This window comes from Aquabacterium sp. J223 (genome assembly GCF_024666615.1).
In the GTDB taxonomy this organism is placed as follows: Bacteria; Pseudomonadota; Gammaproteobacteria; order Burkholderiales; family Burkholderiaceae_C; genus J223.
The window spans coordinates 298,146-318,146 of the sequence record NZ_CP088297.1 but is presented as its reverse complement, the minus strand read 5'-3'; the positions used below and the strand labels follow the sequence as shown (position 1 = coordinate 318,146).

Sequence of the window (20,001 nt, the reverse complement as noted above, 5' to 3'; positions counted from 1 at the left end):
GCCTCCCTGGCGCAGGCAGGCCCGTCGGCGGGGATGTCAGGCGGCCCTGACAGCGCTTCGCATCCTCGGCCGACAGCGCTGACGGGCGGCCGGCGCTGCCGCGCGGCGCGGCCGGGCAGTACAGTGCCGTCAACCACACCAAGCAGGGCAGGAGAAACCGACGTGCTCACCATCCGATTGGGGTTGTTCGACGACCACGACATCGTGCGGGCCGGGTTTCGCTACATCCTCACCCAGCACAGCGACATCGTCATCGAGGCGGAGGGCGGCACCGGCCGCGAGGCGCTCACGGCCATCCGCACCGGCAAGCTCGACGTCTGCCTGGTCGACCTGTCGCTGCCGGACCTCTCGGGCATCGACGTGCTGCGCCAGGCCAAGGCCGGCCAGCCGGACGTGGCCATCCTCATCCTGTCGGCGTACTCGGAAGACCAGTACGGCCTGAACGTGCTGAAGGCCGGCGCCAGCGGCTTCCTGAGCAAGGAACTGGCGCCCGACCAGCTGGTCGCCGCGGTGCGCACGGTGGCCGCCGGCCGGCGCTACATCAGCCCCAAGCTGGCGGAGAAGCTGGCCGCCGGGCTGACGCACGACATCGAGCAGCCGATGCACCTGCGGCTGTCGGAGCGCGAGTTCCAGATCTTCTCCAAGCTGGTGGTCGGCCGCAGCGTGACCGAGATTGCCGACGACCTGTGCCTGTCGTCGAAGACGGTCAGCACCTACCGGGCGCGGGTGCTGGAGAAGATGGGCTTCCGCACCAACGCCGAGCTGACGCAGTACGCGGTCAAGAACGACCTCATCCCGTGACGCCCGGTCCTCGCCACGCCACCGTGACACCCCGCATGCACGTCGTCCCCGTCGCCGATGACGACCGGCCCGACAGCGCCCTGCCGCCGTTGCGGGTGCTGCTGGTCGAGGACCTGCCGCGGGTGCAGCTGATGCTGCGCGAGCTGATCGAGGAGCCGGGCCGCTTCGACGTCGTCGGCGTGGCCGACAGCGAGGAGCAGGCGGTGAGCACCTTCGACGGCACGCAGCCCGACGTGGTGGTGGTCGACCTCAACCTGCGCGCCGGCACCGGGATGGGCGTGCTGCAGCGCATCCGGCAGCGCAAGGGTGGGCAGCGGCCGCTGCTCATCGTGCTGACCAACCACACCCTGCCGGTGCTGCGTCACGCCTGCGAACGCGCCGGCGCCGACCATTTCCTCGACAAGAGCCGCGAGTTCGCCCAGGTGCGCGTGCTGATCGAGGCGCGCGCTCAGCAGCGCTGAGCCACCGCTACGGCGGCGGCGCCGCCGCCGCGGCCAGGTCACCGTCTCCGTGCGCCGTCGCGTCGTCGTCGCGGGTGGGCGGCGTCTGAGGCAGGGTGAAGCGCACGCGGATGGCGGTGCCCTGGCCCGGCGCGGTCTCGACCGAGAGGCTGCCGCCCAGGGACCGCGCCCTCTGGCGCATGCCGGCGATGCCCTGCGGCAGGTGGTCGGGCCGGAAGTCGGCGATGCCCACGCCGTCGTCCTCCACCGCCAGCGTGAGGTCGTGGAAGCCGATCGCCAGCGCCACGCGCACCCGCTTCGCATTGGCGTACTGCACGGCGTTGGCCATGCTCTCCTGCACGATGCGGTAGACGGCGATCGCCAGTTCCGGCGGCACCGGTGCATCGGCGTCCTCCAGCACCACCTCGTGCGCCAGGCCCGCCTTGCCGCAGGTTTCCTCCACGAACCACTCCACCGCCGGCCCGAGGCCGAGGTGGTCGAGAAGGCTCGGCCGCAGGTGCTCGATGACGCGGCGCTTGAGCTCCACCGCCTCGTCCAGCGACGACTGCAGCCGCTTCATGCGCTGCTGCACGTCCGGCCCGCCGGCCGCGGCGAAGCCCTCCAGCCAGGAGGCGTCGATCTTGGCCGCGGTCAGGATGCCGCCCAGCTCGTCGTGCAGGTCGCGGGCGAGGCGTCCCTTCTCCCGCTCGTGGCTGGCCTGCAGGTAGCTGGACAGCGAGGACAGCTCCTCGGTGCGTTCGGCCACCGTGTGCTCCAGCGCCTGCGCCTGCCGGGCGAGCTCCGCGCGGTGGCGGTCGCGTTCGGTGAAGTGGCGCACCGTGCGCACGCCCAGGATGGCGAGGAAGACCAGGTTCAGCAGGACGATCAGGCCCACGCCCAGCCGCTGCAGCAGGTAGATGCGGTGCAGGTCGGCGGCACGGGCCTGGGCCAGGCGGTCGAGTTCGTCGCGCAGCCGCTGGCCCTGCTTCTCGATCTCCTCCATCAGCGTCACGCCGCGGTTGGAGACGACGATCTGGATGGCGTCGATGCGGTTGCCCTGCTGGCTGTAGTGCACCGTCAGGGCCAGCTCGTCGAGCTTTTCGTCGATCAACGGCGCCATCTGCTGCAGCGGCTCGCGCAGCGACGGCAGCAGCGCCGCCAGCCGCAGCAGGTCGGCGCGGCTGCGGCGCAGCCGGTCGATCGCGCCCTGGAAGGGCTGCAGGTAACGCTCGTCGGCGGTGATCAGGTAGCCGCGCTGCGCCGATTCGGCCTGCGACATCGCCTGCCGCATGGCTTCCAGCTGCTGCCGGGCCTCGGTGGTCTGGCGCTCGGCGCTGCCGGCGCTCTCGATCTCGAGGAACGCGAGTTCCGAGATGCCCAGCACGATCACCGAGATCAGCGCGGTGAGCAGCAGGATGAGCAGCACACGCGGCGGCACCGACTGCCGCCAGCCGGGGGGCGGGCGGGCGTGGTGGGCGGGGGTGCTGCGGCGGAGGCGGTCTTGTCGTCGGAGGCGGGGCTCTGCATGGATGTGGCGCTGCCGCCCCGCCGGTGCGACGGGGCGGCAGCGCCGGTGCAGTGTCTCAGGTCGCGCCGGCCCGCGGCGCGGGCGTCACCGTCGCATCAGCCCCATCACCAGCGACACGACGAAGCCGACGATGAAGATGATGAACAGGATCTTCGCGATGCCCGCGGCGCCGGCGGCGATGCCGCCGAAACCGAACACCGCGGCGATCAGCGCGATGACCAGGAAGACGGCGGCGTAGTACAGCATGGCGTCAGGTGGCTGGGCGGGCGCTCAGCGCCGGTCCATGCGCGACGCCAGGAAGCCCAGCGCCAGCCCCAGCAGCGCACCCATGCCGACGGCCTTCCAGGCGTGCGCATGCACCAGCTCGTCGGTGCTGCGCACCGCGCCGCGCGCCTGCTGGCGCATGTCGATGCCGCTCCACTTGTCGCGCAGCCCACCGCCGGCCATCGACAGCTTGTTGCGCCAGCTGCTGTTGCCGGCCTGCACCACGTCGCCGGCCTGGTGCATGAGGTGGTCGAAGCGCGACATCACATGGTCCAGGTCGCGGCGCAGGGCGTTTCTCACGGTGTTCATCGCAATCTCCTCGTGGGCTCGTCCGGCGTCAGCCGGCGGTCTTCAGGCGGATGTCGTTCTTGACCGACTGCACGCCCTTGACGCCGCGCGCCAGCTGCGCGGCGCGGGTGATCTCGGCGCCGCTGTTGGCGAAGCCGCTGAGCTGCACGGTGCCCTTGTAGGTGTCGACCTTGATGTCCAGCGCCTTTACCTGCGGGTCCTCGACGAACGCGGCCTTCACCTTGGTGGTGATCCAGGCGTCGTCGATGACCTCGCCGGTGCTCTTGCTGGTCGGCGTGGACGAGCAGCCGGACACGAGCAGGCCGCCGCCGAGGGCGGCGCACAGGGCGGTGACGGTGAGGGCGGACTTGAAAGCGGGCATGGTGTTTCTCCTTGTTGAGCAGCCGTCGTGCGGTGGCGCGGCCCGGTAGGGACCGCCGCCGTACCACTGGCCGAGGGCGTGGGGGGAATCTACGGTCGCCGGCACAGGCGGTCTGTCGGCCGGGGCCGACCGGCCCGGGCCACGGGGCTGAAAGCGCTGTCAGCCGTTGCTGACAACTGCCCGGCCCCTGCGCCGGGCGGCTTCAGCCGGCCGACTGCAGCACGCGCAGGATCTGCTCGCCGTAGGCTTGGAGCTTCTTAGCACCGACGCCGGCGATGCCGGCCAGTGCCTCCAGCGACGCGGGCTGCTCGCGCGCCATGTCGGCCAGCGTGGCGTCGTGGAAGACGACGTAGGCCGGCAGGTTGTGCTCGCGCGCCACCTCGCCTCGCCAGGCCTTGAGCGCCATGAAGCGCACCTGCGCCTGGCCTTCGAGCTGCAGCGCCTCGGCGGTGCGGCTGCCGGCGCGCACCTCGCGCCGGCGGGTGCCGCGGCCGGTGGCCTCGCGCGGTTCGCGCAGCACCACCCGCTGCTCGCCCTTCAGCACCGACCGCGCCTCGGCGGTCAGCTCCAGCGTGTTGAACTCGCCCTCGGCGCGCAGGTGGCCGAGCGCCACCAGCTGGCGCAGCACGCCGCGCCAGCGCTGCTCCGACAGGTCGGCGCCGATGCCGAAGGTGGACAGGCGCTCATGGCCGTACTGCGCCACCTTGTCGGTGGCCTTGCCACGCAGCACGTCGATGAGGTGGCCCGCCCCGAAGGCCCGCGCGCCGAAGCCGCCCTCGTGCTGCCGGAAGCGGTAGACGCAGGACAGGGCCTTGCGGGCGGCGTCGGTGGCGTCCCAGGTCTGCGGCGGCAGGAGGCAGTTGTCGCAGTTTCCGCAACGGACCCCGACGCTGCCGTCGGTCGCTGCCCCCCGAGGCGGCTGGCCGCGGCCCGGGACACCCGGATCCGCGTCCGGCGCTTGGTACGTCTCGCCGAAGTACGCCAGCAGCCGCACGCGGCGGCAGTCGTGCGACTCGGCCAGCGCCAGCAGGGCGTCGAGCTTGCCGCGCTGCAGACGCTTGAACTCCTCGCCGGCGGGGCTCTCGTCGATCATGCGGCGCTGGTTCACCACGTCGGCCAGGCCGTAGGTCATCCAGGCCTCGGCGGGCAGGCCGTCGCGGCCGGCGCGGCCGGTCTCCTGGTAGTAGCTCTCGATCGTCTTCGGCAGGTCGAGGTGGGCGACGAAGCGCACGTCCGGCTTGTCGATGCCCATGCCGAAGGCGATGGTGGCCACCATCACCAGGCCCTCCTCGCGCAGGAAGCGGTCCTGGTGGCGGCGGCGCTGCGCGGCGTCCATGCCGGCGTGGTACGGCAGGGCGCTGATGCCCTCGCCCTCCAGCCAGGCCGCGGTGTCGTCCACCTTCTTGCGGCTGCCGCAGTAGACGATGCCGGCCTCGCCCTCGTGCTCGTCGCGGATGAAGCGCTGCAGCTGCGTGCGCGCGTTGTCCTTTTCGACGATGGTGTAGCGGATGTTCGGCCGGTCGAAGCTGCTGATGAAGGTGCGCGCCTCCTGCAGTTGCAGCCGCTCGACGATGTCGGCGCGGGTGTGGCTGTCGGCGGTGGCGGTGAGCGCGATGCGCGGCACGCCCGGGAAGCGCTCGTGCAGCAGGTCCAGCGCCAGGTAGTCCTCGCGGAAGTCGTGGCCCCACTGGCTCACGCAATGCGCCTCGTCGATGGCGAACAGGCCGAGCAGCCCGCGCTCGTGCAGCGAGCCCAGCATGGCGAGGAAGCGGGCGTTGGTCACCCGCTCGGGCGCGGCGTACAGCAGCACCAGCTCGCCGCGCATCAGGCGCCGCTCGACCTGCTGCGCCTCCTCCATCGACAAGGAGGAATTGAGGTAGGCCGCCGGCACGCCGGCCTCGTCCAGCGCACCGACCTGGTCGTGCATCAGCGCGATCAACGGGCTGACGACCACCGTCACGCCCTGCCCGGCGCGGTGCCGCACGATGGCCGGCACCTGGTAGCACAGGCTCTTGCCGCCGCCGGTGGGCATCAGCACCAGGGCGTCGCCGCCGGCGCTGACGTGCTCGACGATGGCCTGCTGCGGGCCCCGGAAGGCGGCGTAGCCGAAGACGTCGCGCAGCACCTGCAGCGCTGCGGGCCCCGCGGCGGGCGTGGCGTGACTGGCGGGCGCGAGGGTGGCGGACACGGGCGGGCGGGGGCGGAGGACGGCGAAGGGGGCGTGAGGCCCGCGAAGCCGGGCATCGTACCGTCGGCCTCGCGGCGGCGTCCGCCGCCGTGCGCTGCAGCCGTGGGAGGCCGGCGCCGTCGGTCGCGCTGGTAAGCTTGCCGGTCCACCCGAACCCGTCCTTTCCGTCCGAGGAACCGCCATGGCCTCCGTCAACAAAGTCATCCTCATCGGCAACCTCGGTCGCGACCCGGAACTGCGCTACACGCCCAGCGGCGCCGCGGTGTGCAACGTCAGCGTGGCGACGACCCGCAACTGGAAGAACCGCGACAGCGGCGAGCGCCAGGAGGAGACCGAATGGCACCGGGTGGTCTTCTACGACCGCCTGGCCGAGATCGCCGGCGAGTACCTGAAGAAGGGCCGCCCGGTCTACGTCGAGGGCCGGCTCAAGACCCGCAAGTGGCAGGGCCAGGACGGCAAGGACAACTACACCACCGAGGTCATCGCCGAGACGATGCAGCTGCTGGGCAGCCGCGACGGCGCCGGCGGTGGCATGGGCGGTGGCGACGAGGGCGGCTACGGCGGCCGCGAGCGGCAGGACGCCGGCTTCGGCGACGACGCCGGCGCCGCCCCGCAGCGCCGCAGCGCCCCGTCCCCGCGCGCCCCGGCGGCGCCGCGGCCCGCGCCGGCGCCGAAGTCGAACACCGGCTTCGACGACATGGACGACGACATCCCCTTCTGACCCGGGGCGCGGTGGGGATGGCGGCACCCGCGCTGCTCGTCGCCTGCCTGTGTGCGGCCTGGTGCCGCACCTGCGAGGCCTACCGCCCGCTGTTCGACGCCGTGGCCCGGGCCCACGCCGGGCACCGCTTCGTCTACGTCGACATCGAGGACGAGGCCGATCGCCTGCCGGCCGAACTGGACGTCGACGACTTCCCGACGCTGCTGATCGCCGAGGGCGACACGCTGCGCTTCCTCGGGCCGCTCACGCCGGAGGCGGCGACGCTGCAGCGCCTGCTCGCCGCCGCCGAAGCCGGGGCGCTGCCCCCCGCCGCGCCGGGCCTGAGCGCCGCCGCGGCGGGCGCGCTGCTGCAGGCCGTGCGCGCGCTGCGCTGACCATCGCCTGGGAACGGGGCTTGCCGAACTTCGGGGGACGCCCCCGCCAACCGGGCGGGTCCGCGCATTCCCCGAAGGAGATCGACATGAACAACAGCCTGCGCACCCTGGCCCTGGTGGCGGCGATGGCCGCGGCCGGCGTGGTGCACGCCCAGTCCGGCACGACCGGCAGCAGCACCAGCGGCAACGCCGCAGCCACCCCCGGCGGCGCCGCCCGCCAGACGGCCAACGACGACAACCGCCGCGGCGGCGAGGCCAAGCTGCCCCGGGCCGACGCCGGCTTCCTCAAGCAGGCCGCGCAGAACAGCCTGGCCGAGGTGGAGGCCAGCAAGCTGGCCCAGAGCAAGGCCACCAGCGCCGACGTCAAGGCCTTCGCCAGCCAGATGATCGACGACCACACCAAAGCCAACGCCGAGCTGATGCAGCTGGCGCAGAGCAAGGGCCTGGAGGTGCCGAAGGAGCCCTCGGTGGCCCAGAAGGCGAAGATGAAGCTGCTCGAGGCCAGCGACGGCGACAAGTTCGACCGCCGCTATTCGGAGCAGATCGGCGTCAAGGCGCACGAGGACACCGTCAAGCTGTTCCAGAAGGCTTCGCAGAGCGCTCAGGACCCGCAGGTCAAGGCCTGGGCAACCAAGATGCTGCCGTCGCTGCAGCACCACCTGCAGATGGCCAAGGACGTGAACGCGAAGGTGGGCGGCGGCGAGAAGTCCGCCAGCGCCGACAAGGCGACGACCCGGCAGTAGCGAGCCGAGGGGACGGCGCAGGCGCCGTCCCGCCCAGGGCGGCGATGCGCCTCGTCCAGCGAGGCGTCTTCATTGGTCCGCGCATAAGCAAATAGGCACTGAATCGTTCCGTGACGGCGTGCCTGGCTTTAGCATGCGCGCCCCTGGCGGGCCGGTTGCCGCCAGGTCGACCTCCGCCGAACCCTGGAACCCCGTCCATGACCCTGCTTCCCCGCCGCGCCCTGCTTGCCCTCGCGCTGGTTGCCGTCCTGCCGCTGGCGCAGGCCGCGCCGCCGCTGCTCAACGTCAGCTACGACGTGTCGCGGGAGTTCTACAAGGACTACAACAGGGCCTTCGCCGCTCACTGGAAGAAGACCGCCGGCGAGGACCAGGTGATCAACCAGTCGCACGGCGGCTCGAGCCGGCAGGCGCGCTCCGTCATCGAGGGGCTGGAGGCCGACGTCATCACGATGAACCAGGCGCTGGACATCGACATGGTGGCCGACAAGGGCCTCATCGCCGCCGACTGGGCCAAGCGGCTGCCCAACGGCGCCGCGCCCAACACCTCGGTGACGGTGTTCATGGTGCGCAAGGGCAACCCGAAGGGCATCAAGGACTGGCCGGACCTGGCCAAGCCCGGCGTCGCCCCCATCATCCCCAACCCGAAGGTGACCGGCAACGGCCGCTACGGCTACCTGGCCGCCTGGGGCGCGGCCATCAAGGCCGGCCAGACCCCCGCGCAGGCGCGCGAGATGGTGCAGAAGATCTTCCAGCAGGTGCCGGTGTTCGACGGCGGCGGCCGCGCCGCCACCACCACCTTCGCGCAGCGCCAGATCGGCGACGTGCTGGTCACCTTCGAATCCGAGGTGCAGTCCATCGTCGAGGAGTTCGGCAAGAACTTCGAGATCGTCTACCCCCGCTCCACCATCCTGGCCGAGAACCCGGTGGCGGTGGTCGACAAGGTGGTCGACCGCCGCGGCACCCGCAAGCTGGCCGAGGAGTACCTCAAGTACCTCTGGTCCGACGAGGGGCAGGAGATCGCGGTCAAGCACAACCTGCGGCCGCGCAACGAGAAGATCCTCGCCAAGTACGCCGCCGAGTTCCCGAAGATCAGCACCTTCACCGTGGACGAGGTCTTCGGCGGCTGGCGCAAGGCCCAGGCCGACCACTTCAACGACGGCGCGATCTACGACCAGATCTCCAAGCGCTAGGGCGCTCTTGCTCGACCTCGCGCATCCAAGGGGCCGGCTTCGCCGGCCCTTCTCGCGCCCAAGCCCCGCTGAAATGAAGCCCCCACGCTCACGTTCGTTCGCTGCCCCCCGAGGGGGCGTCCAGTGCCTGCGGGCGGCCGGGCGGCACTGACATGTTCCTCTCCCGCACCCTGCTCAGGCGCCACAGCGTGCTGCCCGGCTTCGACCTGGCGCTCGGCCTCACCCTGGCCTACCTCAGCCTCATCGTGCTGGTGCCGCTGGCCGCCACCTTCCTGCGCGCCGCGACGATGACCGGCGAGGCCTTCTGGGCGGCGGTGGCGTCGCCCCGCGTGCTGGCCTCCTACCGGTTGACCTTCGGCGCGTCGCTGGCGGCGGCGGCGGTCAACGCGGTGTTCGGCCTGCTCATCGCCTGGGTGCTGGTGCGCTACGACTTCCCCGCCAAGCGGCTGGTCGACGCGCTGGTGGACCTGCCCTTCGCCCTGCCCACCGCGGTCGCCGGCATCACGCTCACGGCGCTGTACTCGACCAACGGCTGGGTCGGCCAGTGGTTCGCGCCCACCAAGATCAGCTTCACCCCCTGGGGCGTGTTCATCGCGCTGCTGTTCATCGGCCTGCCCTTCGTCGTGCGCACCGTGCAGCCGGTGCTGGAGGACCTGTCCAAGGAGATGGAGGAGGCCGCGGCCACGCTGGGCGCCGACCGCTGGCAGACCTTCCGCCGCGTCGTCTTCCCGACGCTGATGCCGGCGCTGCTGACCGGCTTCGCCCTGGCCTTCGCGCGTGCGCTGGGCGAGTACGGCAGCGTCATCTTCATCGCCGGCAACATCCCCATGGTCTCCGAGATCACGCCGTTGATGATCATCAGCAAGCTGGAGCAGTACGACGTCGCCGGCGCCACCGCCATCGCGGTGGTGATGCTGGTCGTCAGCTTCGCCATGCTGCTCGTGATCAACCTGCTGCAGGCGTGGGCCCGCCGGCGGCAGGGCCAGTGACGACCTCCCCGCCATGAACGCCCTGACCACCCCCGCCATCACCCCCGTGGCACCGGCCGCCCCGCAGCGCCGCCGCGTGGCCCCCACCACCGAGCCGGCCTGGGTGCGCCGCCTGCTGATCGCGATCGCGCTGCTGTTCCTCACCCTGTTCCTGTTCCTGCCGCTGGTCACCGTCTTCGTCGAGGCCCTGAAGAAGGGCTGGGAGGTGTACCTGGCCGCCATCGTCGAGCCGGACGCGCTGTCGGCCATCAAGCTGACGCTGCTCACCGCGGCCATCGCGGTGCCGCTGAACCTGGTCTTCGGCGTGGCCGCGGCCTGGTGCATCGCCAAGTTCGACTTCCGCGGCAAGGACCTGCTGATCACGCTGATCGACCTGCCGTTCTCGGTCTCGCCGGTGATCTCCGGCCTGATCTACGTGCTGGTGTTCGGCCTGCAGGGCTGGTTCGGCGAATGGCTGCGCGACCACGACCTGAAGGTCATCTTCGCGGTGCCCGGCATCGTGCTGGCGACCATCTTCGTGACCTTCCCCTTCGTCGCGCGCGAGCTGATCCCGCTGATGCAGGCCCAGGGCATCGAGCAGGAGGAGGCGGCGCGGGTGCTCGGCGCCTCCGGCTGGCAGATCTTCCGCCGCGTCACGTTGCCCAACATCAAGTGGGGCCTGCTGTACGGCGTGATCCTGTGCAACGCGCGGGCGATGGGCGAATTCGGCGCGGTGTCGGTGGTCAGCGGTCACATCCGCGGACAGACCAACACCATGCCGCTGCACATCGAGATCCTCTACAACGAGTACCAGTTCGCCGCCGCCTTCGCGGTCGCGTCGCTGCTGGCCGGCCTGGCGCTGGTCACGCTGGTGCTCAAGTACATCGTCGAGCGCCGGGTGCTGGCGCAGCGCCGCGGTGCGGTGCAAGGAGAACACGCATGAGCATCGAGGTCCGTGGCTTGAGGAAGGCCTTCGGCAAGACCGTCGTCTGCGACAACCTGGACCTGGACATCGGCTCCGGCGAGCTGGTCGCGCTGCTCGGCCCGTCCGGCTCCGGCAAGACGACGCTGCTGCGCATCATCGCGGGGCTGGAGGTGCCGGACGCCGGCGAGGTGCGCTTCCACGGCGAGGACACGACCAACACCGACGTGCGCGAGCGCGAGGTCGGTTTCGTGTTCCAGCACTACGCGCTGTTCCCGCACATGAGCATCTTCGAGAACGTGGCCTTCGGGCTGCGCGTGCGGCCGAAGCAGACGCGGCCGAGCGAGCGCGACATCAAGGCCAAGGTGGAGCAGCTGCTGAAGCTGGTGCAGCTGGACTGGGTGGCCGACCGCTACCCGCACCAGCTGTCCGGCGGCCAGCGCCAGCGCATCGCGCTGGCCCGCGCGCTGGCGGTGGAGCCCAAGGTGCTGCTGCTCGACGAGCCCTTCGGCGCGCTGGACGCCAAGGTGCGCAAGGACCTGCGCCGCTGGCTGCGCCGGCTGCACGACGAGATGCACGTCACCAGCGTCTTCGTCACCCACGACCAGGAAGAGGCGATGGAGGTGGCCGACCGCGTGGTGGTGATGAACCAGGGCCGCATCGAGCAGCAGGGCACGCCCGACCAGGTGTACGACCACCCCGCCACGCCCTTCGTGCTGCAGTTCCTGGGCGACGTCAACCTCTTCCACGGCCGCTTCGGCCACGCCCCCGGCGGCCACCAGCATGCCGAGGACGTGAGCTACGTGCGCCCCCACGAGCTGCAGGTGCTGGGCGAGCCCGCCGAGGGGGCGCTGGCGGTGACGCTGTCGCAGGCGCTGACCGTCGGGCCGCAGACCCGGCTCGAGTTCAAGCGCGAGGACGACGGCAGCTACGTCGACGTGGAGCTGCCGCGCGCCGAGTACCACCGGCTGCGCGACCGGCTGGGCCTGCAGACCGGCGCGCCGGCCTGGCTGAAACCCCGCCGCGTGACCCGCTTCGTCTCCGGCGTCGCCGCCAGCGAAGAGCCGATGGACCCGGCGGCGATGATCTGAGGCCCGCGGGCCGCGCCTACGTGGCGAACACCATCGACCGGTCGGCGAACGCCTTGAACTCCAGCGCGTTGCCCGAGGGGTCGTAGAAGAACATCGTCGCCTGCTCGCCGGGCTGGCCCTGGAACCGCACGTGCGGCTCGATCTGGAAGCGGATGCCGCCGGCCTTCAGCTTGTCGGCCAGCGCCCAGAACTCGTCCAGGCTCAGCACCGCGCCGAAGTGCGGCACGGGCACCTCGTGGCCGTCGACCGGGTTGGTGTGGTCGGCCTGCCGCTTCGGCGGCGCGAGGTGGGCGACGATCTGGTGGCCGTAGAAGTCGAAGTCGATCCACTCGGCGCTGCTGCGGCCCTCCGGGCAGCCGAGCAGGCCGCCGTAGAAGGCCCGGGCGGCGTCGAGGTCGTGCACCGGAAAGGCGAGGTGGAACAGCGGTTGGGCCATGGTCATGTCGGGGTCGAGGGTGGAAGGTCGCCGGCGCCGCCGGCCGCGGCGAGCAGCCGGGCCAGTGCGGCCTGCACCGTCTGCCAGCGGATGGCGGCGCGGTCGCCCTGCAGCTGCAGCCGTTCGGCCTGCAGGGCGTCGGTGCCGCCCCAGGCCAGCCACACGGTGCCCACCGGCTTGTCGGCGCTGCCGCCGCCGGGGCCGGCCACGCCGGTGATGGACAGCGCGAGCGGCACGGCCGCGGCGCGGGCCATGCCGCGGGCCATGGCCCGCGCCACCGGCTCGCTCACCGCGCCGTGCACGGCGATGAGGTCGGCCGGCACGCCGAGCAGGTCGGTCTTGGCCTGGTTGCTGTAGCTGACGACGCCGCGGTCGAACCAGTCGCTCGACCCGGCGAGGTGGGTGCAGGCGGCCGCCAGCAGGCCGCCGGTGCAGCTCTCGGCGGTGGCGATCGACCAGCCGCGCCGGCGCAGCGCGGCGGCCAGCGCCTCGAGCGACGGCCTCAGCGCGTCCAGGTCGTGTTCCCGGGGGTGTTCCGACACGGGTCCGGCCTCACCACAGCAGCGCGCCGACCTGGCGGCCGAGCGCGACGACCAGCAGGGTGCAGCCCGCCGCCACCAGGTCGTCGAAGAGGATGCCGAAGCCGGCGGCGGGACCGATGCGGTCGCCGGCGCGGCGGGGCTTGAACAGGCGGTCCGCCCAGCCCACGGGCGGCGGCTTCACCGCATCGAAGAAGCGGAACAGGCCGAAGGCGATGCACTGGCCGAGCACGCTGGTCGGCGTGACCAGCCACAGCACCAGCCAGAAGGCGACGACCTCGTCCCACACCACCGCGCCGGGGTCGGCCGTGCGCAGCGACTGCGCGGTGCGGGTGCAGGCCCACCAGCCGATGCCGAAGGCCAGCGCGACGATCACCGCCCAGCCGCCATCGCCCGGGCCGACCACCGGCACCCGGTCGACGACGATGAAGACCAGCCAGGCCCAGAGGGTGCCCACGGTGCCGGGCGCCTTCGGCGACAGGCCGGCGCCGAAGCCCAGCGCGATCCAGTGCGCCGGATGGCGGCGCATCAGGGCGGCGGTGGCGCGGCGCGGATGAATGTCGGCCCCTCGTCCGCCGGGTGCGTCGGCCGATCCCCCAAGGGGATCGCGGGCCGGCTCGGGAGCGGCCCGGCGCTCGACCCGCGGCGCGGCTGGGAACGGCGAGTTCATGCGGTGCGGAAGTGGTCGAAGCCGGCGTAGCGGGCGGTGTCGGGCAGCGGCGTGCCCGCGCGGTCGACGAGGCGCAGGCCCGGTTCGGCCGTCAGCTCGCCGATCGGCGTGACGACCACGCCGGCGTTGCGCGCGGCCGCGCGGACCGCCTGCGCACGATCGGCCGGCGCGCTGAACAGCAGCTCGTAGTCGTCCCCGCCGGCCAGCGTGCAGTCGCGTTGCCAGGCCGTCGTCTGCCGCGCCAGCACGGCGCTGCGTGGCAGCGCGTCCACGTCCAGCCGGGCGCCGACGCCGGAGGCCGCCAGCAGGTGGCCCAGGTCGCCGACCAGGCCGTCGCTGAGGTCGATGGCCGCGCTGGCGACACCGCGCAGCGCCTGGCCCAGCGCGACCCGCGGCTGCGGCGTCTCCATGGCCGGCCGCACCGCGTCGAAGTCGAGGCCGTCCAGCGCCACCGTGCCGCGAAAGGCTTCCAGCGCCAGCCGGGCATCGCCCAGCGTGCCGCTGACCCACAGCGTGTCGCCGGGCCGTGCGCCGCTGCGCAGCAGCGCCTGACCGGCCGGCACCTCGCCGAGCACCGTGAGGCAGAGGGTCAGCGGCCCGGCGGTGGTGTCGCCGCCGACCAGCTCGATGCCATGCGCGTCGGCCAGCGCCAGCAGGCCCTGCGCCAGGCGGCCGACGAAGTCCTCGTCGGCGCGGGGCAGCGACAGCGCCAGCGTGAAGGCCAGTGGCGCCGCGCCGCAGGCGGCGAGGTCGCTCAGGTTGACGGCCAGCGCCTTGTGGCCCAGCCGCTCGGGCGCCACGGTGGACAGGAAGTGGCGGCCCTCGACCAGCATGTCGCTGGAGACGGCGAGCTGCATGCCCGGCCGCGGGGCGAGCAGCGCGCAGTCGTCGCCGATGCCCAGCAGCGCCCGGCGCACCGGGCGGCGGAAGTGGCGCTGGATGAGGTCGAACTCGCCGGTGGGCATGGCGCGATTGTCGTGCAGCCCCCAGGGGGGCCTGGGCGGTCAGCCCGGCCGCCGCAGCAGGTTGGCCAGCTCCACCGCGGACTTGACGTCCATCTTCTCGAACACCCGCGCGCGGTGGACCTCGACGGTGCGGACGCTGATGTTCAGCGCGTCGGCGATCAGCTTGTTGGGCATGCCCTCGACGACCAGCGCCATGACGTCGCGCTCGCGGTCGGTGAGCTCGGCCAGGCACCGTTCGACCTGCTGCTGGCCGCGGCGCCGCAGCAGGGCCTCGGCGCTGGCCCGCAGCGCCTGCTCCACCCGGTCGACGAGGGCGTTGTCCGAGAACGGCTTCTCGACGAAGTCGAAGGCACCGCGCTTGACGGCGTTGACGGCGGTGGGCACGTCGCCATGGCCGGTGAGGAAGATGACCGGCAGCACCGGCAGCAGCGCCAGGTCGATGAGCCGCTCGAAGAGCACCAGCCCGCTGGTGCCGGGCATGCGCACGTCCAGCAGCACGCAGGACGGGCCCGACGGCCACGCCGGCGCGCCGGGCGCCAGGCGCTCGCGCAGCAGCCTGTCGAAGGCCTCGGCGCTGGCGAACCCCTCCGACAGCAGGCGGCGCGAGCGCAGCAGCCAGGCCAGTGCGTCGCGCACCACGTCCTCGTCGTCGACGAGGTAGACCATGGGCAGGCCGAGATCAGTCATGTCGGCCCCTCGCCCGGCGGGTACACCGGTCGATCCCCCGAGGGGATGCGGACCGGCTTGGTGAACTGAGGCCGGACATGGACAGTCCCTGCGAACTGTCCGTGCCTGCCGAAGCCGCCGGCCTGGGGTCGGCGGCGGGACCGGCGCTCGGTCCGCGGTTGGGTCGTGGTGTCATGCGCTGGTCTGCAGGTCGGTGGAGGAAGACGACGTCGCGGCGGTCGAGCTCGGCGGGCTCGGCAGGGTGAAGTGGAAGCTCGCGCCGCCGTCGGGGTGGTTGTCGAAGTCCAGCGCGCCGCCGTGCTGCTCGACGACGGTGCGGCACAGGCTGAGCCCCAGGCCCATGCCCTCGTTGCGGGTGGTGAAGAAGGGCGTGAAGAGCTGGGCCGCCACCTCCGGCGCGACGCCGGTGCCGGCGTCGGCGACGGTGAAGCGGGCCCAGCGCGGACCGTTGGCGCGGGCCTCGATGCGCAGCACCCGGCGCTCCAGCGGCAGCGCCTCGCCCTCCATCGCCTGCAGGCCGTTGCGGGTCAGGTTCAGCAGCACCTGCTCGACCATCGTGCGGTCGCACAGCACCCGCGCCGGCGGCTGCTCGACCTCGACCTCGATGCGCGCGCCGCTCTTGCGCGCCTGCAGCCGCACCAGCGGCAGCACCGATTCGATCAGGTGGTCGACGCGCAGCACTTCGCGCGCCTGCTCGCGCCGGCGCACGAAGCCGTGCACGCTCTTGATGACGCGGCCGGCCCGTTCGGCCTGCTCGGCGATGCGCAGCATGGCGCCGCGCACCATGTCCAGCGTCTGCGCGTCGGCGTCGGCCATCAGGTTGAGCGAGCCGGTCGCGTAGCTGGCGATGGCGGCCAGCGGCTGGTTCAGCTCGTGGCTGAGCAGCGAGGCCATCTCGCCCACCGTGGCCAGGCGGGCGGTGGCCTGCAGCCGTTCCTGCTGCTGGCGCGACAGCTCCTCCACCCGGCGCTGCTCGGTCATGTCGAGCACGGCGCTCATCCAGCCGGTGTGCTGGCCCTCGCGGTCGACCAGCGGCGCCTCGAAGATCATGACCTGGATGCGCTCGCCGTTCTTGCGGGTGAAGACGGTCTCGAAGCCCTGCCGGGACTGGGTGCCGCCGCCCAGCGCCGACAGCCGCATCGACTGGCGGGCGCTGTACTCGGCCACCCGCTCGGCCGGCCAGTAGGGCGGCGGGTTGGCCTGCAGCAGCTCGTCCGCGCTGAAGCCCACCATGTGGCAGAAGGCGGGGTTGACGTAGGTGATGCGGCCGTCGAGGTCGCGCGCCCGCAGCCCGGTGATGAGCGAGTCCTCCATCGCCTTGCGGAAGGCCAGCGCCTCGGCCAGCGCGCCCTCGGCCTTGGCGCGGCGGCGCACGTCGCGCCACAGCAGCACCACCACGGCGAACAGCGCCGCCGACAGCCCCATCACCAGCGCGGCGCTGAGGTTGGGGATGAGCCGCGGCCGCACCTCCACGCTGTCGGCGCGCAGCGTCAGGTTGGTGCCGGCCAGGTCGACCGCCCGCTGGCTCTGGTACACGCCGGCGCCCCGCTGCAGGCCGGCGCGCGCCAGCCGGGTGCCGTCTCCCTCGATGAAGGTCAGTTCGTAGGCGCCGGCGCGCATCGGCGTCAGCGCCTCCTCCAGCAGCCCGGGCAGCGAGTAGGTGCCGACCAGGTAGCCGCTGTCGCTGCCGGCCACCGACAGCGGGATGCAGACGTCCATGATCTCCAGCCCCAGCCCGCCGGGCTGGGGAACGAAGTAGCTGCGCGAGAAGCGCGGCGTCATCGTGCGGCGGGCGCTGGCGCAGGCCAGGTCGCTCTCGACGCCCATCTGGTGGCGCGGCATCAGGCTGAACAGGGGCGTGCGGTAGGGCGAGTCCACCGCGTCGAGCACCTCGCCGGTGGACGAGCGGTGTTCCACCCGCAGCATGGCGCGCCGCCGGCTGAGCAGCGCGCCGGCCTCGACGGCCCACCGGCCGCCGGCGGGCGGGTTCCACTGCAGCGTCTGCAGGGCCTGCATGCCGCCGGTGACCTCGCGCTTGACCTCGGTGCCGGCCTCGGCGGCCATGGCTTCGGCGCGCTCCTGCGCACGGGCCGCCTCGTAGTCGATGGTCAGCACCACCAGCAGCGTCTGCGCCACGCCGAGCAGCGCGACCAGCAGCACCCAGGGCAGCGCCCGGCGCAGCCGGTGCGCCAGCGGGGCCGGCAGGGCGGGCGGGGCGAGGTCGGCGGCGGCCATGGCGGGAGCCGGGCAGTATCGCAGCGGGGCCGTCCGGCCCCGGGGCCGGGCGGCCGGGGTACGTGCTCTTCCTTACCCGGGTCCGAGGGGGGCGGCTCCCTACAATCGGACCCCCCTTTGCCCCGACGTCCCCGTCCGCGCACGCCATGCCCAGCTACGAAGAAAAACGCGCCGAGCTGCGCCGCCACGCCCTGGAGTACCACGAGTTTCCGACGCCGGGGAAGATCGCCGTGGTGCCGACCAAGGCGCTGGTCAACCAGCGCGACCTGGCGCTGGCCTATTCGCCCGGCGTGGCGGCGGCGTGCGAGGAGATCGTCGCCGACCCGGCCGCGGCCTTCCGCTACACCGCGCGCGGCAACCTGGTGGCGGTGGTGACCAACGGCACCGCGGTGCTGGGGCTGGGCGACATCGGCCCGCTGGCGGCCAAGCCGGTGATGGAGGGCAAGGGCGTGCTCTTCAAGAAGTTCGCCGGCATCGACGTCTTCGACCTGGAGATCAACGAGAAGAACCTCGACAAGCTGGTCGACGTCATCGCGGCGCTGGAGCCCACCTTCGGCGGCATCAACCTCGAGGACATCAAGGCGCCCGACTGCTTCTACGTCGAGCGCAAGCTGCGCGAGCGGCTGAACATTCCCGTCTTCCACGACGACCAGCACGGCACCGCCATCGTCGTCGGCGCGGCGCTGCTCAACGGGCTGAAGGTGGTGGGCAAGGACATCAAGCAGGTCAAGCTCGTGACCTCGGGCGCCGGCGCGGCGGCGCTGGCCTGCGTGCAGCTGCTGGTCAAGCTGGGCCTGCCGCGCGAGAACATCTGGCTGACCGACCTGGCCGGCGTGGTCTACGAAGGCCGCACCGAGCTGATGGACCCGGACAAGGCCAGCTTCGCGCAACGCACCGAGCAGCGCAGCCTGCGCGAGGTGATCGCCGGCGCCGACGTCTTCCTCGGCCTGTCGGCCGGCGGCGTGCTGAAGCCGGAGATGGTGGCCGCCATGGCGCGCCAGCCCATCATCTTCGCGCTGGCCAACCCGACCCCGGAGATCATGCCGGACGAGGTCAAGGCGGTGCGCGACGACGTGATCATGGCCACCGGCCGCACCGACTTCCCGAACCAGGTCAACAACGTCCTCTGCTTCCCGTACATCTTCCGGGGCGCGCTGGACTGCGGCGCGACGACCATCTCCGACGAGATGGAGATCGCCGCGGTGCACGCCATCGCCGAGCTGGCGCAGGCCGAGCAGAGCGAGGTGGTGGCCGCGGCCTATGCCGGCGCCACGCTGAGCTTCGGGCCCGAGTACCTGATCCCCAAACCGTTCGACCCGCGGTTGATGATCCGCATCGCGCCGGCGGTCGCCGAAGCGGCCGCGATGTCCGGCGTGGCGCGGCGGCCGATCGAGGACTTCGACGCCTACCGGGAGCGGCTGCAGGCCTTCGTCTACGCCTCCGGCACCACGATGAAGCCGCTGTTCGCCATCGCCAAGCGGGCGCAGCACAAGCGGGTGGCCTACGCCGAGGGCGAGGAGGAGCGGGTGCTGCGCGCGGCGCAGGTGGTGGTCGACGAGGGCCTCGCGCGGCCGACGCTGATCGGCCGGCCGGGCGTCATCGAGCAGCGCTGCGAGAAGTTCGGCCTGCGCCTGAAGGCCGGGCGCGACTACGACGTGGTCAACACCGAGTACGACGAGCGCTACCGCGACTACTGGCAGACCTACCACCGCATGACCGAGCGCAAGGGCGTGACCGCCCAGTTCGCGAAGATCGAGATGCGGCGCCGGCTGACGCTGATCGCGGCGATGATGCTGCACAAGGGCGAGGTCGACGGCATGATCTGCGGCACCTGGGGCACCACCGGGATGCACCTGTTCCACATCGACCAGGTCATCGGCAAGCGGCCGGGCGTCAACACCTATGCCTGCATGAACGGCCTCATCCTGCCGGGCCGCCAGGTGATGCTGGTCGACACCCACATCAACTACGACCCCACGGCGCAGCAGATCGCCGAGATCACCATCCTGGCGGCCGAGGAGATGAAGCGCTTCGGCCTGGAGCCCAAGGCCGCGCTGCTGTCGCATTCCAACTTCGGCACCAGCCACCAGCCGTCGGCGGTGAAGATGCGCGAGGCGCTGGCCCTGGTGCAGCAGGAGGCGCCCTGGCTGGAGGTCGACGGCGAGATGCACGGCGACAGCGCGCTCGACGCCGTCTACCGGCAGAAGACCATGCCGCGCAGCACCCTGTCCGGCGAGGCCAACCTGCTGGTGCTGCCGAACATCGACGCCGCCAACATCGCCTACAACCTGCTGAAGATGACGGCCGGCGGGGGCATCACCATCGGTCCGGTGCTGCTGGGCGCGGCCAAGCCGGTGCACATCCTCACGCCCGCCGCCACCGTGCGCCGCATCGTGAACATGACGGCGCTGACGGTGGCCGACGCCAACGGGCTGCGCTGACCCGCGCATCGCCCCACCGGCCCGCGGCCTCGGGCCCGGTCGGGGGCGGCCGAATCATGTGAGCGCCCACTCAGCGGCGGTATTGCCCCAAGAAGAGGCAATGACTTGAGGTTTTGGGGCTGATTCGG

The 20,001-nt window shown here is 72.1% G+C and carries 21 protein-coding genes; 10 read left to right on the top strand and 11 right to left on the bottom strand.

What is annotated here, in order from left to right:
• Positions 1–162: 162 nt before the first annotated feature.
• Entirely contained in the window at positions 163–801 is a 639-nt protein-coding gene (locus tag LRS07_RS01490) for a response regulator (protein ID WP_260500274.1), read from the top strand.
• 35 nt (positions 802–836) lie between these two features.
• Positions 837–1,262 (top strand): response regulator, encoded by a 426-nt coding sequence (locus tag LRS07_RS01485; protein ID WP_260500273.1) that lies wholly within the window; start codon positions 837–839, stop codon positions 1,260–1,262.
• A gap of 7 nt (positions 1,263–1,269) precedes the next feature.
• On the opposite strand, the gene LRS07_RS01480 is transcribed toward LRS07_RS01485, so the two are convergent.
• The 5 genes from LRS07_RS01480 to LRS07_RS01460 all read right to left on the bottom strand — a co-directional run bounded on the left by LRS07_RS01480 (position 1,270) and on the right by LRS07_RS01460 (position 6,101).
• Positions 1,270–2,679 carry a CHASE3 domain-containing protein gene (locus tag LRS07_RS01480; protein ID WP_260500272.1) on the bottom strand — a complete coding sequence of 470 codons (1,410 nt, stop codon included), beginning with the start codon at positions 2,677–2,679 and terminating at the stop codon, positions 1,270–1,272.
• A gap of 174 nt (positions 2,680–2,853) precedes the next feature.
• Positions 2,854–3,015, bottom strand: coding sequence for a DUF1328 domain-containing protein (locus LRS07_RS01475; RefSeq protein ID WP_260500271.1), 162 nt, complete (start codon positions 3,013–3,015; stop codon positions 2,854–2,856).
• 24 nt (positions 3,016–3,039) lie between these two features.
• On the bottom strand, positions 3,040–3,342 hold the full coding sequence (locus LRS07_RS01470; protein ID WP_260500270.1) for a glycine zipper domain-containing protein: 303 nt from the start codon (positions 3,340–3,342) through the stop codon (positions 3,040–3,042).
• A 28-nt stretch (positions 3,343–3,370) separates the two neighbouring features.
• Complete coding sequence (locus LRS07_RS01465) at positions 3,371–3,703, bottom strand: BON domain-containing protein (RefSeq protein WP_260500269.1); 333 nt, start codon at positions 3,701–3,703, stop codon at positions 3,371–3,373.
• A gap of 202 nt (positions 3,704–3,905) precedes the next feature.
• Entirely contained in the window at positions 3,906–6,101 is a 2,196-nt protein-coding gene (locus LRS07_RS01460; RefSeq protein ID WP_409450586.1) for a RecQ family ATP-dependent DNA helicase, read from the bottom strand.
• Between LRS07_RS01460 and ssb the strand changes: the two genes are divergently transcribed.
• From ssb to LRS07_RS01425, 7 genes are all read left to right on the top strand, one after another.
• Positions 6,073–6,612 carry a single-stranded DNA-binding protein gene (gene ssb, locus LRS07_RS01455; RefSeq protein WP_260500267.1) on the top strand — a complete coding sequence of 180 codons (540 nt, stop codon included), beginning with the start codon at positions 6,073–6,075 and terminating at the stop codon, positions 6,610–6,612. The two genes, LRS07_RS01460 and ssb, sit on opposite strands and share 29 nt — an antisense overlap.
• 17 nt (positions 6,613–6,629) lie before the next feature.
• On the top strand, positions 6,630–6,986 hold the full coding sequence (locus LRS07_RS01450; protein WP_260500266.1) for a thioredoxin family protein: 357 nt from the start codon (positions 6,630–6,632) through the stop codon (positions 6,984–6,986).
• Between the two features lie 86 nt (positions 6,987–7,072).
• A complete protein-coding gene (locus LRS07_RS01445; protein WP_260500265.1) occupies positions 7,073–7,729 on the top strand; it encodes a DUF4142 domain-containing protein in 657 nt (218 codons plus the stop codon).
• Between the two features lie 197 nt (positions 7,730–7,926).
• Complete coding sequence (locus LRS07_RS01440; RefSeq protein ID WP_260500264.1) at positions 7,927–8,919, top strand: sulfate ABC transporter substrate-binding protein; 993 nt, start codon at positions 7,927–7,929, stop codon at positions 8,917–8,919.
• Between the two features lie 152 nt (positions 8,920–9,071).
• A complete protein-coding gene (gene cysT / locus LRS07_RS01435; protein WP_260500263.1) occupies positions 9,072–9,908 on the top strand; it encodes a sulfate ABC transporter permease subunit CysT in 837 nt (278 codons plus the stop codon).
• A gap of 13 nt (positions 9,909–9,921) precedes the next feature.
• On the top strand, positions 9,922–10,830 hold the full coding sequence (cysW, locus tag LRS07_RS01430) for a sulfate ABC transporter permease subunit CysW (RefSeq protein WP_260500262.1): 909 nt from the start codon (positions 9,922–9,924) through the stop codon (positions 10,828–10,830).
• The gene (locus tag LRS07_RS01425) at positions 10,827–11,900 is read left to right on the top strand and encodes a sulfate/molybdate ABC transporter ATP-binding protein (protein ID WP_260500261.1); all 1,074 of its coding nucleotides are present in this window, start codon (positions 10,827–10,829) and stop codon (positions 11,898–11,900) included. Before cysW ends, LRS07_RS01425 begins: the two co-directional genes overlap by 4 nt.
• 16 nt (positions 11,901–11,916) lie before the next feature.
• Here the strand turns inward: LRS07_RS01425 and LRS07_RS01420 are convergent, their stop codons facing one another.
• The 6 genes from LRS07_RS01420 to LRS07_RS01395 all read right to left on the bottom strand — a co-directional run bounded on the left by LRS07_RS01420 (position 11,917) and on the right by LRS07_RS01395 (position 17,432).
• Positions 11,917–12,336, bottom strand: a complete 420-nt coding sequence (locus LRS07_RS01420) for a VOC family protein (RefSeq protein WP_260502004.1) — start codon at positions 12,334–12,336, stop codon at positions 11,917–11,919.
• A 2-nt stretch (positions 12,337–12,338) separates the two neighbouring features.
• Positions 12,339–12,878, bottom strand: a complete 540-nt coding sequence (locus LRS07_RS01415) for a CinA family protein (RefSeq protein ID WP_260500260.1) — start codon at positions 12,876–12,878, stop codon at positions 12,339–12,341.
• Positions 12,879–12,888: 10 nt separating this feature from the next.
• On the bottom strand, positions 12,889–13,545 hold the full coding sequence (locus tag LRS07_RS01410) for a phosphatidylglycerophosphatase A family protein (RefSeq protein WP_409450585.1): 657 nt from the start codon (positions 13,543–13,545) through the stop codon (positions 12,889–12,891).
• Entirely contained in the window at positions 13,542–14,510 is a 969-nt protein-coding gene (gene thiL / locus LRS07_RS01405; RefSeq protein ID WP_260500259.1) for a thiamine-phosphate kinase, read from the bottom strand. The genes LRS07_RS01410 and thiL overlap by 4 nt, the downstream gene beginning before the upstream one ends.
• A gap of 39 nt (positions 14,511–14,549) precedes the next feature.
• Positions 14,550–15,197, bottom strand: coding sequence for a response regulator transcription factor (locus tag LRS07_RS01400; RefSeq protein ID WP_260500258.1), 648 nt, complete (start codon positions 15,195–15,197; stop codon positions 14,550–14,552).
• A 171-nt stretch (positions 15,198–15,368) separates the two neighbouring features.
• Complete coding sequence (locus LRS07_RS01395) at positions 15,369–17,432, bottom strand: sensor histidine kinase (RefSeq protein WP_260500257.1); 2,064 nt, start codon at positions 17,430–17,432, stop codon at positions 15,369–15,371.
• A 146-nt stretch (positions 17,433–17,578) separates the two neighbouring features.
• On the opposite strand from LRS07_RS01395, the gene LRS07_RS01390 reads away from it, so the two are divergent.
• Entirely contained in the window at positions 17,579–19,873 is a 2,295-nt protein-coding gene (locus LRS07_RS01390; protein ID WP_260500256.1) for an NADP-dependent malic enzyme, read from the top strand.
• Positions 19,874–20,001: the final 128 nt, after the last annotated feature.